This is a genomic window from Rhizobium sp. N621 (assembly GCF_001664325.1).
Lineage (GTDB): Bacteria > Pseudomonadota > Alphaproteobacteria > Rhizobiales > Rhizobiaceae > Rhizobium > Rhizobium esperanzae.
In genome coordinates this window covers 261,910-275,248 of sequence record NZ_CP013496.1, presented here as the reverse complement: position 1 = coordinate 275,248, position 13,339 = coordinate 261,910, and the positions used below count along the sequence as shown (strand labels likewise).

The following is a 13,339-nucleotide window of genomic DNA, read 5'->3' as shown; positions in this document are numbered from 1 at the left end:
AGCCTTACCCCTTGACTGCACCGGCGGCGATGCCGCGCACGAACCAGCGGCCGGACAGGAAATAGATGGCGAGCGGGACGATGGCGGTGAGGATCGTCGCCGCCATGTTCACATTGTAGGTGCGCTCGCCCATCGTGGTGTTGACGATATTGTTGAGCTGCACGGTCATCGGCAGGTTGTCGCGCCCGGCGAAGACGAGACCGAGCAGGAAGTCGTTCCAGATGCCGGTGAACTGCAGCATGGAGACGACGACGACCATCGGCACGGCGATCGGCAGCATGATTTCGAAGAAGATGCGCCAGAAGCCGGCGCCGTCGACGCGCCCCGCCTTGCAGAGCTCCTCCGGCACGCTGACGAAATAGTTGCGGAAGAGCAGCGTCACCAGCGGCAGGCCGAAGATGACATGGACGAGAATGATGCCGGCGAGCGAATTGTAGAGGCCGATATTCGCCATGGCGCGAACCATCGGATAGAGGAAGATCTGGTAGGGAATGAGACCGCCGGCCATTAACAAGCCAAAGAGCGCATTCGCCCCGCGCGGCCGCCAGAGCGACAGCGCATAGCCGTTGACGGCGCCGATGAAGACCGAAATCGCGACCGCGGGAACGGTGATCGCCACCGAATTCCAGAAGCCGCTGCGAATGCCGACACAGACGGTTCCCATGCAGGCGCCCGACCAGGCGGTCACCCAGGCGGAGAAATCGAACCTTGCCGGCAGGGCGAAGATCTGCCCGAGCCGGATTTCGTCCATGCTCTTCAGCGAGGTGACGACCATCGTATAGAGTGGCAGAAGGAAGAAAAGTGCGGCGACGACCAGGAAGGTATAAAGGCCGATACGTCCCGCCGTGATCTGCGCCGGCTTCGGCCCGTTCGGGTGAGGCTGGTTCATCACGCCGCTCCCTTTGCCCGGTTGCGCATGTGCATCGCATAGCGGAACGGCGCGACCGCGATGATGACGCCGAGGACGAGCACCGTCGCGCCTGCTGTGGCAAGGCCGAGATTCTGGCGCCCGAACAAATTGTCCATGATGAATTTCGCCGGCACTTCGGTGGCATTGCCGGGGCCGCCATTGGTCATGGCGACGACGATGTCGTAGGTCTTGATCACGCCCATGGCGAGCAGCATGCCGGCAGCGGCGAGCGCTGGCCCGAGCTGGGGCAGGATGATCGAGACATAGATGCGCCAGACGGGGATGCCGTCGATGCGCGCCGCTTTCCACTGCTCGGCCTCGATGCCGCGTATGCCGGCGAGCGCAATGACCATGACCAGCCCCGCGCCCTGCCATACGCCGGCGAGCACCAGCGCATAGATCGCCATGTCGCGATTGACCACCCAGTCGAGGACGAAGCTGTCCCAGCCGAGCGAACGCACGCTCGCCTGGATGCCGAGCGTCGGATTGAGCATCCATTGCCAGATCAGCCCCGTCACCACGAAGGACATGGCGTAGGGATAGAGGAAGATCGTCCTGAAGGCGCTTTCGAAGCGGATCTTGCGGTCGAGTGCGGCGGCCAGCAGAAAGCCGAGCACCAGACAGCCCGCGACGTAGAGGACGCCGAAGATCAAGACGTTTTGCAGTGAGGCCAGCCATTTGGCCGAGGCGAAGAGCTTCGAATATTGCGCGAAGCCGACATAGGTCGAAGACGGAAAGAGCGTGGAATTGGTGAAGGACAGCCTTATCGACCAAGCCATGGTGCCGATGAAGACCACGACCGCGGCAAACCATGTCGGCAAGAGGGCGATGGTCGCGGAAAGATTGCGCTTGCGTTTGACGGACATCGGCCAGCTCGTTGACGGATGGAAAGCGGAACACGCGCCGCCGCGGAGCACGCAGCGCGGAAGCCGTGGCGTCGGAGGCAGTCCGACGCCACGGACACGATCCTACTCGAAGATGGCGAAGAAATTCTCGGCCGCAGCCGCCGCGTCGTTCGAGCCGCCGCTCCAGTATTCGTCGACGAAATCATCGAGCGCGCCGACCTGCTGTGGTGTGAGCACGATCGCCTGATCGGGCACAATCGCGCCGGCGCTCATCAGCTCGACGCCCTTCTGGGCGCAGACATCGAGTTTCGACTTGTCGACGTCGGCGCGCACCGGGATAGAGCCCTTCTTACGGGCGAATTCGACCTGGACGGTCGGGTCCATGACGATCTCGGCGAGAAGTTTCTGCGCCTTGTCGGTCTGGGCATTGCCGGTCTTGGGGAACCAGAGGGAGTCGGCGATATAGACCATACCCTTGGATTCGGGAGCGATCATGCAGCCATAGTCCTTGCCCGGCTCCTTGCCGGCGACGGTGAATTCCCCCTTGGCCCAGTCGCCCATGAACTGCACACCGGCCCTGGCAGTGATCAGCATGGCGGTCGCATCATTCCAGTTGCGGCCGGCGGCACCCGCATCGACATAGCCGCGCAGCTTGCCGAGGATTTCAAGCGTCTTCTTGACGCCCGCGACAGACGCTTCGCTCTTGTCCTTGTCGACATAGATCTTCAGAAAGCCATCGATCCCGACCTGCGACAGCAGGATCATATTGAAGACCTTGGTTTGCTGCCAGGGCTGCCCGCCCCAGGCGACGGGAACGAGGCCGGCGGCCTTCAGCTTGTCGAGATCGGCGAAGAATTCGTCCCAGCTCTTCGGCTCCTGCGCAATGCCGGCCTTGCCGAAGGCGTCCTTGGAATAGAAGACCCAGCTTTCGCCATGGGCGCCGGTCGGCGCGAGATAGACCTTGCCGTCATAGGAGATGAGATCATGGATCGATTTCGGCAGGGCGTCGGCCCATTTGCCGGCGGCAGCGACGTCGTCGATCGGATTGAACAGGCCCTGGCTGACGAAATCGGCGGCTGCGAGACCGATGACGCCCTGCTTGGCGCCGGGCGCATCACCGGCAACGATACGGTTCTGAAAAGCCGCATCGGCCGCGCCGAAACCGGCGATCGAGGCATCCTTCCAGACGCCGCCGCGCTTTTCGAATTCGCTTCTGATGACGTTGAGGGCCGCGGCTTCGCCGCCCGACGTCCAGGACGACATGATCTCGATCGTCGGTTTGTCCTCGGCATGCGCCGCGGCGAAGAGACCGGCGACAGCCACGCCGGCAAGAAAAAGCTTCATCATGGTCTTCATTGTTCCACCTCTTGAAAATGCCCTCTTGGCGGGGCGTTTATCGTCTTCGGAATTGATATCAGCGGTAGATCGGCAGGAGCGCCTGCCGGACGAGCGTGAGCCCGTTGGCGATGTCGCGGACGGGATCGGGCGCGGCATCGAGTTCGAGGATCGCCCAGCCTTCATAGGCCCGGTCACGCAGCAACCGGATCCAGGCCGGCCAGTCCACCCGCCCGAGGCCGAAGCCGCAGAAATAGGGCTGGTGGCGGTCGTGGATGTGCTTGTCGATCGGAGTATCGGCAGGCATCGGACCGATCGCATCCTTCCAGTGAGCGATGATCATGCGCTCGTGATGGCGGTCGACGAGCTGGATGGGGTCGGAGCCGGCAACGATGATGTGGGCCGTGTCCGGGCACATATGCACATAGGCCGGATCGGTCAGCAGCATCATCAGATCGACGTCGCGCGCGGCGGCAAAGATCGAGTGAGCCTCCGTGTGCAGCGCGAGCCGGACGCCTGCGGCATGGAGGGTCGCGCCGAGCCGGTTGAGGAAATCGGCAATCGTCTTGGCGCGATCGAAATCGTGGAACTGCACCGGCTGGGCGCCGAGCGTCTGGCGCAGGGGGGCGCCGATCACCATAATGTCGCTGCCGCAGGCTTTCAGGAAATCGGCATATCGTTCCGCCTTGTCGATCAGCGCGCGCTGGGCTTCAGCGTCGGTAAAGTCTCCCGCTGCCTCGAGCTCTGCGAAGAAGCCGCTGCAAAGCGTCAGCCCGCGCCTTGCCAGTTCGGCGGCAAAGCCATCGATCGAACCGTAGGTCTTGATCGCGTCCTGCCAGTTGAAGGGAGAAAAGGTCAACTCGACGCCGGTGACGCCGGAAGCCTGGACGCTGTCGAGGATCATGTCCCAGAAGGCGCGCGGCGCGGCGCGTGCGTGGTCGACGATCGCATCATGGCTGCCGACGCCCCAGAAGCCGGGATGGAAGAATGTCACGAGATCGACGCCGAAACGCAGCCTGTCGCCAGCCATAACCTATCCATTTCTCAAGGCATGACCTACCGCGTGCGGAACGAGAGTTCCACATCCAAGAAGCCATGGATTTCAATGCATTAAGGAATGGCAATCGTTTGCCATTGCCAGATGATAGCCAAGCTGGTTTTTTAAGCAAGCGATTTTTGGCAAACGTTTGCTATAAACCGCCACCTGCCTTAGAGTTGCAAATCGAAGCATCCGGGAGCGGAAATTAAAGGTGAATAAAAACAAGGGCGTGGCGGGAGAAGAGCCGTCTGGCGCGTTGATGGCTGACGTTGCGCGGCTCGCCGGCGTCGCGATATCAACCGTCAGCCGGGCGCTTGCCAATCCCGGACGGGTCAACGAGAAGACCCGCGCCAAGATCAATGCGGCCGCCAGGCAACTCGGCTACACGCCGAACGCAATGGCGCGCGGCCTCAGGGTCGGAAAATCCAATACCATTATGATCATTTTGCCGGGTTCGCCTTATTATGGCGCCTCGCAGATCATCCCGCAGGTCCTGCAAAGCATCAATAAATCCCTGATCCAGAGGGGGTATAACTTGATGATCGCCAATCTCGATCGCGAGGAAGCTTCCGAACGGCACATACTTGATCTTGCCTTCAGCGGCACGGTTCGGGGAGCCATTATCTTCTCGTCGAAACTTCCGGAGATCGAAGGGCGTTCGCCTGCGGGGGCAGGCCTGCCGATCGTCTCGATGTTGTTCGACATGAGTGATGCCGGTTTGCCGAGCGTCGTCACCAACGACCGGGAGGCGATCCGTGACGCGACGATGGAATTGATCCGTTCGGGTCATCGGCGCTTCCTCTATATAGCCGGCCCCGAGGGAAACTACCACGACGTCGAGCGCTACGCCGGGGTCCTTGAGGCTCTACGCGCAGAGGGACTTTCCGAGGAAGCCGTGTCGAGATCTGGCGGCGACCTCGAATACCAGCATGGCTTCGAGATCGGCATTCGCGCCGCCGAGGATTTCATGAAGCTCGCCGTCAGGCCGACGGCTGTCATCGCAACGAGCGATGACATGGCAATCTCGTTCATGAGCATCATTCAACGCGCAGGCCTTGTTATTCCAGAGCACGTGTCCGTCGTTTCCTTCGACGGCTCCCCGGTCTGCGAATTCTGTTCGCCGCCGCTCTCGACGATCAAACAGCCCGTGGAAGAGATGGGACGCGCGGCTGTGGAACTTCTGCTCGGCGCCATCAGCCAGACGCAGGATGCGGCAACGACGCGCACCGTCATCCGCAGCCAGCTTATCCTGCGGGAGAGCATTGCCCCTGCGAGGGATTGACGGTGGCGGAACCAACCACACCAGAATATAAGCGCTGCGCGATGGGTAAATTCATTCATAGACATATACCGCAGGGAAGCCTAAGTTAGCGCCAGGTATTACCTGTAGCTAAGGAAAGCCTTATGGCATCGCCAACCTCGCTCAAGCTCGATGACGAGCTGAAGGGCCGCGTCCAACAACTGGCCGAGGCGCGCCGCCGATCGTCCCACTGGATCATGCGTGAAGCCATTGCGCAATATGTCGAGCGCGAGGAGAAGCGCGAGGCGCTGCGGCAGGAGACGCTTGAGGCCTGGAATGAATTTGAAGCGACGGGACTGCATGTCACCGGCGCCGAGGTCGAAAAATGGCTTTCGACCTGGGGAACTGACGACGAGTTGTCCGCACCCGAATGCCACAAGTGATCTTCTCCCCGGCCGCAATCCGCGATCTTGAGCGGCTTCGGGAATTCTTGCGACCGAAAAACCCGTCAGTCGCCAAGCGGGCAGGCGAAACTATTCTCAAAGGCGTGAGCGTCCTCGGTGCGCATCCCCATATAGGACGCCTCATCGAGGATATGCCCGAGCAATACCGGGAATGGCTCATCGATTTCAGAGATAGCGGGTACGTCGCTCGTTATCGTATGGATGGCGACATTTTGACGATCCTCGCCGTGCGGCATCAGAAGGAAGCCGGGTTCTGACCAGGATTTCGAGGGTCCCGCACCTGTCGGTTGGGGAATTCGCAACCGACAGGCGAGATGCCCCATAGGGTACAGACTGCGCTCCATCAAAACTTCGTCTGACCCCATCAATCCGCCCGTCGTGCTACGAAATCACAACACCGGGCGATCTGAAACTTCGGCTATGCGCGGTGGGATTTTGAAATTCCGAGCACGCACATGGACCTCTCGAAGATCAAGACGCTGATCGACTTTGTCGGACGATCTAATATTACCGAGCTGACCGTGACGGAAAAGGACGTGACGGTTCGGATTTTCCGAACGGCGGCGGGCCAGGAGGCTGTCGCCGAACCCGAGCAAAAGCCGAGACCGATCGCCGATGCGCCCTCGGGCGTCGAGCAAACCTTCCATGCGGTGACGGCGCCTGTTTTCGGCGTTCTACACAAGGCCCCGGCGCCCGGGGAACCGCCATTTGTCGCGATCGGAGATGCGGTGGAGGAGGGGCAGACGCTCTTCATCATCGAGGCGATGAAGGTCTTCAACACGATCACCGCACCGCGGGCCGGGCGCATCATGCGCCTGACCGAAATAGACGGCGGAGAGGTCGAGACCGGCGATCTGCTGGCGGAGATTGTCTGATGCCGGAAACATTTGAACAATCCGCTGTCTCAGGGCGTCGCTTCGATACCGTCCTCATCGCCAATCGCGGCGAGATCGCAGCACGGATCCAGCGTGCCTGTCGCGAGCTCGGCCTTAGGACGGTCGCCATCTGCTCCGAGGCGGACAGGGAAGCGCCCTACGGCAGCACCGCTGACGGCTTTCTCTGCATCGGCCCGTCGAGCACGGCGAAAAGCTACCTCAATCAGGATGCCATTCTTCTCGCGGCGCGCCTGACCGGTGCGGGCGCCATCCATCCCGGTTACGGATTTCTATCGGAACATGCGGCATTCGCCGACGCCGTCGAAAAGGCAGGGCTGGTCTTCATCGGTCCGACGGCTTCGTCGATCGCGACCATGGGCGACAAGATCGCGGCGAAGCGGGCGATGATGGCGGCGGGCGTGCCCTGCGTTCCCGGGCCGGACACAGCACTGCCCGACGATCCCGCATCGGTGGAGCGGCTCGCGCTGGAGATCGGCTATCCCGTCATCATCAAGGCATCAGGCGGCGGCGGCGGGCGCGGCATGCGCGTCGTTCCGAAGGCCGGTGAGTTGCATGAAGCGATCGCGCTGACCCGGGAAGAAGCCCGCAAGGCTTTCGGCTCACCCTCGCTCTATATGGAGAAGTTCCTCCAGCATCCGCGCCATATCGAGATACAGGTTCTTTGCGACGACCACGGCAATGCCGTGTGGCTGGGTCACCGGGACTGCTCGATGCAGCGCCGCCATCAGAAGGTAGTGGAGGAGGCACCGGCGCCAGGGATTGCGCCCGAGATCATCCGGCCGGTCGGCATGGCCTGCGTCGAGGCCTGTCGGCAGATCAGCTACCGCGGCGTCGGAACCTTCGAATTCCTCTATGAGGACGGTGCTTTCTATTTCATCGAAATGAACACACGGCTTCAGGTCGAGCATCCCGTCACCGAACTGACGAGCGGGGTCGATATCGTCCAGGCGCAGATAAAGGCGGCCCGGGGTGAGGTTCTGAACCTCATCCAAAGTCAGGTGATCTGCGAAGGCCACTCTTTCGAATGCCGCATCAACGCCGAAGATCCCGACACCTTCCTGCCGTCGGCCGGTGTCGTCACCCATCTGACTTTGCCGCAGGGGCCGGGCATCCGCGTCGATACGCATATCCATGCCGGCTATAAGGTCTCGCCCTATTACGACTCGCTGATCGCCAAACTGATCGTGCATGCGCCGACGCGGGCAAAAGCGATGGCCAGAATGTGCGAGGCGCTTGCCGGCACCGAAATCGAGGGCATCGCCACCAATATCCCCTTCCTGCGCGCCCTGTTCGAGGATCATGCTTTCGCCCGTGGCGAGACGGACATTCACTATCTCGAACAATGGCTGAAGCTGCGGAGGGCGGCGGCATGAGCGCGATCGATTTCAGCGATCCGGCCACCATCGCGCTGCTGACCCAAGCACTGACGGCCGCCGGAGTGGACGGGCTGGAGATCTCCCGTCCGGGCGCACAGCTTCGCATCATCATTTCAGGCGAGGGAGAGGCGCGGATCAGCGCGACGGAAGCAGCGCCGCGCGCGCCGGGCTCTGCACGGACGGTCGTGACGGCGCCGATGGCGGGCCGCTTCTGCGTCGAACATCCGGCCGCCTCCGCCGTGCCGCAAAATTTGCCGCGGTCCCTGTCCGACACCGATATCCTCGGCTTCATCAGGGTCGGGGATGTGCTGCTTCCCCTTCGCGCCGGCGGTTCCGGCGTTATGACCAGGCTGCTCGCCGCGCCCGGCGCGCTGGTGGGCTACGGCGATCCTCTTTTCGAAATCGAGTTTCCATCATGATCGTCACGACAAACAGGCACGCTTCGCAACGCGAGATCGTTCCGGCCACCAAAAGCCGGGCACGGGTTTCCTCGATCGGCGCTAGAGCCTTCCTGCTCGAGGCGCCGGGTGAATTCGACGTTGCCGCGCAGCGGCGGATCTGGGCTCTCTCCCAGACCGTGAGAGGCTGGGCGGACCTCGCGGAAGACATTCCGGGGATGACCAATCTGCTGGTAATTTTCAAGGAGACGCCCGAGGACCCCGATGCGGTGGTCGCACGGCTGCTGGAGGCATGGGCGAATGCTGAGAGCATCGATCTCGATGGCAAGACCATCGAGATCCCCGTCCATTACGGCGGCGAACACGCGACGGACCTTCCGGCCCTTTGCGATCTCTCGGGCTTAAGCGACCGCGAAGTGGTGCGCATCCATCATCAAGCGATCTATCGTGTTTTCGCTTTGGGAAGCGCTCCCGGCTTCGGCTATCTGCATGGTCTCGACCCACGTATCTACATGCCACGGAAGACCGTCCCCTCGCTGAAGATGGCGAAGGGCTGCGTGACCATCGGCGGCATGCAGACCGGCGTCGCCATGCTGACAGGACCGAACGGCTGGAATTCCATCGGTTTTGCCACACTTGAAATGTTCGACCCCACCTCGCCGATCCCGGCCATGATGGCGCCGGGAGATACGGTCCGGTTCCTGCCGGCGAGGATCGAGCTATGATCGAGATCTTGGAAAGCGGCCCTTTCAATACGGTGCAGGATCTCGGCCGTTCCGGCTATCGCGATATCGGCGTATCGGCGAGCGGCGCGATGGATCCGCTTGCCGTCCGGATCGGCAATATTCTCCTCGGTAATGACGAGAATGCGGCCGCAATCGAGGTGCAGACCTTCCCGTTCAGCCTGCGTTTCCAGCGACGCACCGTGTTTGCCGTAACCGGCGCCGACGGCAATGCTCATCTCGACGGATCGGAACGGCTTGCCTGGTGCGCCCATATCGCCGAACCCGGACAGGTTCTCGAGCTGAGGCAGCCGCCGCGGCTGGCACGCTCTTACATTGCACTCGGCGGCGGGCTGGACGTTCCTGTTATCATGGGCTCGCGCAGCACGTCGCTACGCGGCGGCTTCGGAGGCAATGCAGGCCGGCCACTGGCGAAAGGCGATCGGATCGCGGTCGGCGAGGACGCGGAGATTGCCATGCTGCCGGCCACGGGCCTCGCCGTCGTCGAACCGGCGACAGCGCTCAGCGATGTCTTCCCCGCCCCGGTCGACGGCGTATTGCCGATCCGCGCCCTGCCGGCTGGCGAGCATGAGCTTTTCGCCGGAGACGGCGAAGCCTTCTGGAGCCAGATGTGGAGGATTTCCTCCCGAAGCGACCGGACCGGCTACCGCTTGTCAGGCGAACCCATCAAGCCGGTGGCATCGATCGAGATGCGCTCCCACGGTGTCGTGCCCGGCGTTATCCAGGTACCGCCCGGCGGCGAACCGATCGTGCAGATGAGCGATGCGAACACCGCCGGCGGATATCCGAAAATCGCCGGTGTGATCGAATGCGATCTCTGGCGGCTGGGACAGGCCCGCATCGGCACCCGCCTGAGCTTTGTTCGCTCGACACACGCCGAAGCGCGCGCTGTCGAACAGGCCGTCACCCGCTATGTCGACGACGTCAGACGGACGTCCCGGATGGTCAAGCGCGCGTTGAAGGCGATGGCCTAGGACCCTCACGAGGAGGAACTCATGAAGATCGATCTGAATTCCGATATGGGCGAAGGATTTGGTCCCTACCGGCTGTGCGACGACGAAGCGATGATGAAAATCGTCTCCTCGGCCAACATCGCCTGCGGTTTCCACGGCGGCGATCCCGATACGATGGGGCGCATGGTCCGGCTCGCAAAGCTGAACGGCGTCGGCATCGGCGCTCATCCCGGTCTGCCCGACCGGCTCGGATTCGGCCGGCGCGAAATACCGTTTTCGGCGGACGAGCTTCGCCAGCAGATGCTCTATCAGCTCGGCGCCCTAATGGCGATCGCCAGGAGCGAACGGGTCGCCGTCTCCCATATCAGCTTCCATGCGGCGATGGGCAATATGGTCAACCGCGATCCCGTCCTCTCCGACCTGATGATGGATGCGATCGCTACTGTGGACCCCGGTCTCGTCGTCTTCGTCACGTCGGGCAGCGAGATCGAATTGGCGGCCAGACGTGCGCGGCTGAAGACGCTGGCGCTTTTCCTCGCCGACCGTGCCTATGATGCCGACGGCAAACTCGTCGCGCGTGGGCTCCCGGGCGCTGTCATCAAGGATGAAGCCTCGGTGCGCGCCCGCGTGCGGCAATTCCTGCTCGGCGGGACCGTCCGGACGATCGACGGCGCCGTGATCGCCATGCCGGCGCGCTCCATTCTCGTTCACAGCGACACACCCGGTGCCCTCGAACTCGCCGGCGTCGTGCGCGGCGAGATCGAAGCCACCGGCGCGGCGCTCGCTCCCGCCGCCGAACTCGCCGAATGACACGATCCCGATCGCCCGCGGGCGGTCCATAACTCCAATCCCTCACCGAAGGACCATTCCGATGTCCATCAATGCCGACCGCCTGAAAAACGTCTCCATATCAGCATCCGCCGCCATGACCCAGCGGGCCAGAGAGCTCGCCGCCAAAGGGATCCAGGTCGTCAGCCTCTCCTCCGGCGAGCCGGATTTCCCCACGCCGGCGCACGCCGTCGAAGCGGCGCATGCGGCGGCTCTCGCGGGTGACACGAAATATCCGCCGATGGACGGGACGCCGGCCCTCAAGGCCGCGATCATCAGGAAGTTCAAGCGCGACAATAATCTCGACTATGACGCCAGCCAGATCGTCGTCTCGGGCGGCGGCAAGCAGGTGATCTTCAATGCGATGCTCGCAACCTGCAATCCGGGCGACGAGGTCGTCATTCCGACACCCTCCTGGGTCAGCTATGCCGATATCGTCAAATTCGCCGGCGGCGTCCCGGTCGCCGTCCCCTGCCACGAACAGACCGGCTTCAAGCTGCGCCCGGAGGATCTGGAGGCGGCGATCACACCACGCACCAAATGGCTCTTCCTGAATTTCCCGAATAATCCGACCGGCGCGGCCTGCTCCCGGGCCGAGATGGCCGCCATTGCCGAGGTCATGCTGCGCCATCCCCACGTCTGGATCATGACCGACGACATTTACGAGCACCTGGTCTATGACGACTTCCAGTTCTGCACCATGGCGGAAGTCGAACCCAGGCTCTATGAGCGCGTCCTGACGATGAACGGCGTCTCCAAGGCTTACGCGATGACGGGCTGGCGGCTCGGTTTCTGCGCCGGCTCGAAAGAGTTGATGGCAGCTATCAGCAACGTCAACGGTCAGAACGGCGGCGGCATTGCGACGCTCACCCAGGCGGCCGCGACCGCAGCACTCGACGGACCTCAGGATCTCCTGAAGGAGCGGGCGGCGATCTACAAGAAGAGACGCGACTTTGTCCTCGAGAGATTGTCGGAGGTGGAAGGGCTGCGCTGCCACAGGCCCGAAGGCGCCTTCTACATCTATCCCAACATTTCAGGGCTGATCGGCAAGACCAGCAAGGGCGGACGAAAGATCGAAACGGATGTCGATTTCGTTATGGCGCTCGTCGAGGAGCATCATGTCGCGACCGTGCAAGGCGCCGCTTACGGAATGAGCCCCTTCTTCCGTATCTCCTATGCGACAAGCATGGAAAAACTCGGCGAAGGCTGCGCCCGCATCGCTGAGTTCTGTAGGGATATGCGCTGACCGGCAGCCGTTAATCCTTCAGCCGCGCCGTCAGCTCGAGGAGGATGTCCCGGACGGCAAGCGCCGGCTCCGACAGGGGATTCTGGTCGGAAACGCAAAGCGACAGGGTTTCCTCGATCCGCGGAGAGACGAGCCGGCAGATCAACGGCTCGCTCGATTCCGATACGATACGATCGGCGATGGCCTTCGGCATAATCGTCGCGCCGAGACCGTCGCCGACCGCGCGTCCCAGGGTGCGGACGATCTCGACTTCCGCCACGACCTTCAAATTGGTGCGGGTGCGCGTGAAGGCGGTATCGACTGCGCGGCGAACAAAATTATAGGCCGGCGGCAGCAGCATCGGTATCCCGTCGAGAGCGTTGACGGCGACAGGTTTGGCATCCGCGTCGATCGCAAAATCGCGATGCGCGACCAGGAAAAATTCCTCGCTGAGGATCGGTTCGAACCGCACGCCTTTGATTGGCCCGGTTCCATGCAGAAGGGCCATCTCCAGCCGGCCGTTCATGATCATCTGGCTATAGGTCTGACCCACGCTTTCGGTCAGATGCAACAGGATGCCGGGATGCCGCTTCCGGGTCTCCGCCAGCAGATCGACCGACAACGTGGCAGCGCTGCTGAAAGGGACCAGACCGACGGACACGCGCCCTGCAAGGGAATTGCCGGCCGCCGAAGCATCCGCTTGCGCCTGCTCCATCTGCCGGAGGATAATCTGCGCGTGGCGATACACCGCATGGCCCGCATCGGTCATGCTGACGCCCTGCTGGCTGCGGATCAAAAGCTTCTGGCCGAAATGCTCCTCCAGCGCCGCCAGCTGCTGACTGAGCGCCGGCTGGGCGATATGCAAAAGATCCGCCGCGCGCGTGATGCTGCCGCTGTCGACGATCACGATGAAGGATTTGAGGCGTCTGATGTCCATGAGGATCGGGGAACCATTCTGATCTGCTGGGATGGCATGTTTGCAGACGCGTATAGCTTTTGCAACGCGACGCGATCGCCAACCGGGCCGGGCCTTGCTGAGCACGAACACCGCCAATAGCGCCGACATCGCGTCTTTCTGTTCTTCGGC

15 protein-coding genes are annotated in these 13,339 nt (G+C 62.3%); 10 read left to right on the top strand and 5 right to left on the bottom strand.

The genetic code is table 11. The features are described 5' to 3' along the window. Positions 1 to 4: 4 nt before the first annotated feature. The 4 genes from AMK00_RS22500 to AMK00_RS22485 all read right to left on the bottom strand — a co-directional run bounded on the left by AMK00_RS22500 (position 5) and on the right by AMK00_RS22485 (position 4,120). Positions 5 to 889 (bottom strand): carbohydrate ABC transporter permease, encoded by an 885-nt coding sequence (locus AMK00_RS22500; protein WP_064811914.1) that lies wholly within the window; start codon positions 887 to 889, stop codon positions 5 to 7. Then, positions 889 to 1,776: a carbohydrate ABC transporter permease gene (locus tag AMK00_RS22495; protein ID WP_064811913.1), complete on the bottom strand. Its 888-nt coding sequence runs from the start codon at positions 1,774 to 1,776 to the stop codon at positions 889 to 891. Before AMK00_RS22495 ends, AMK00_RS22500 begins: the two co-directional genes overlap by 1 nt. 102 nt (positions 1,777 to 1,878) lie before the next feature. After that, a complete protein-coding gene (locus tag AMK00_RS22490) occupies positions 1,879 to 3,111 on the bottom strand; it encodes an ABC transporter substrate-binding protein (RefSeq protein ID WP_064811912.1) in 1,233 nt (410 codons plus the stop codon). Positions 3,112 to 3,169: 58 nt separating this feature from the next. After that, positions 3,170 to 4,120, bottom strand: a complete 951-nt coding sequence (locus AMK00_RS22485) for a sugar phosphate isomerase/epimerase family protein (RefSeq protein WP_064811911.1) — start codon at positions 4,118 to 4,120, stop codon at positions 3,170 to 3,172. 220 nt (positions 4,121 to 4,340) lie between these two features. Between AMK00_RS22485 and AMK00_RS22480 the strand changes: the two genes are divergently transcribed. The 10 genes from AMK00_RS22480 to AMK00_RS22435 all read left to right on the top strand — a co-directional run bounded on the left by AMK00_RS22480 (position 4,341) and on the right by AMK00_RS22435 (position 12,273). After that, positions 4,341 to 5,411: a LacI family DNA-binding transcriptional regulator gene (locus tag AMK00_RS22480; RefSeq protein ID WP_064811910.1), complete on the top strand. Its 1,071-nt coding sequence runs from the start codon at positions 4,341 to 4,343 to the stop codon at positions 5,409 to 5,411. A 122-nt stretch (positions 5,412 to 5,533) separates the two neighbouring features. Beyond that, complete coding sequence (locus AMK00_RS22475) at positions 5,534 to 5,812, top strand: CopG family ribbon-helix-helix protein (RefSeq protein WP_064807097.1); 279 nt, start codon at positions 5,534 to 5,536, stop codon at positions 5,810 to 5,812. Continuing rightward, positions 5,800 to 6,090, top strand: a complete 291-nt coding sequence (locus AMK00_RS22470; protein WP_064807096.1) for a type II toxin-antitoxin system RelE/ParE family toxin — start codon at positions 5,800 to 5,802, stop codon at positions 6,088 to 6,090. Before AMK00_RS22475 ends, AMK00_RS22470 begins: the two co-directional genes overlap by 13 nt. 198 nt (positions 6,091 to 6,288) lie before the next feature. Next, positions 6,289 to 6,708, top strand: a complete 420-nt coding sequence (locus AMK00_RS22465) for an acetyl-CoA carboxylase biotin carboxyl carrier protein (protein ID WP_064807094.1) — start codon at positions 6,289 to 6,291, stop codon at positions 6,706 to 6,708. Continuing rightward, the gene (locus AMK00_RS22460) at positions 6,708 to 8,102 is read left to right on the top strand and encodes an acetyl-CoA carboxylase biotin carboxylase subunit (RefSeq protein ID WP_064807093.1); all 1,395 of its coding nucleotides are present in this window, start codon (positions 6,708 to 6,710) and stop codon (positions 8,100 to 8,102) included. The genes AMK00_RS22465 and AMK00_RS22460 overlap by 1 nt, the downstream gene beginning before the upstream one ends. After that, complete coding sequence (locus tag AMK00_RS22455) at positions 8,099 to 8,524, top strand: hypothetical protein (RefSeq protein WP_064807198.1); 426 nt, start codon at positions 8,099 to 8,101, stop codon at positions 8,522 to 8,524. The genes AMK00_RS22460 and AMK00_RS22455 overlap by 4 nt, the downstream gene beginning before the upstream one ends. Further along, positions 8,521 to 9,228, top strand: coding sequence for a 5-oxoprolinase subunit PxpB (gene pxpB, locus AMK00_RS22450; protein ID WP_064807091.1), 708 nt, complete (start codon positions 8,521 to 8,523; stop codon positions 9,226 to 9,228). The genes AMK00_RS22455 and pxpB overlap by 4 nt, the downstream gene beginning before the upstream one ends. Next, on the top strand, positions 9,225 to 10,220 hold the full coding sequence (locus AMK00_RS22445; RefSeq protein ID WP_064807089.1) for a biotin-dependent carboxyltransferase family protein: 996 nt from the start codon (positions 9,225 to 9,227) through the stop codon (positions 10,218 to 10,220). The genes pxpB and AMK00_RS22445 overlap by 4 nt, the downstream gene beginning before the upstream one ends. A gap of 21 nt (positions 10,221 to 10,241) precedes the next feature. Further along, a complete protein-coding gene (locus AMK00_RS22440; protein WP_064807087.1) occupies positions 10,242 to 11,009 on the top strand; it encodes a 5-oxoprolinase subunit PxpA in 768 nt (255 codons plus the stop codon). Between the two features lie 61 nt (positions 11,010 to 11,070). Further along, positions 11,071 to 12,273: a pyridoxal phosphate-dependent aminotransferase gene (locus AMK00_RS22435; RefSeq protein WP_064811909.1), complete on the top strand. Its 1,203-nt coding sequence runs from the start codon at positions 11,071 to 11,073 to the stop codon at positions 12,271 to 12,273. 10 nt (positions 12,274 to 12,283) lie between these two features. Here AMK00_RS22435 and nac read toward each other — a convergent pair whose 3' ends face one another. Next, positions 12,284 to 13,189, bottom strand: coding sequence for a nitrogen assimilation transcriptional regulator NAC (gene nac / locus AMK00_RS22430; protein WP_064807084.1), 906 nt, complete (start codon positions 13,187 to 13,189; stop codon positions 12,284 to 12,286). Between the last annotated feature and the right edge of the window lie 150 nt (positions 13,190 to 13,339).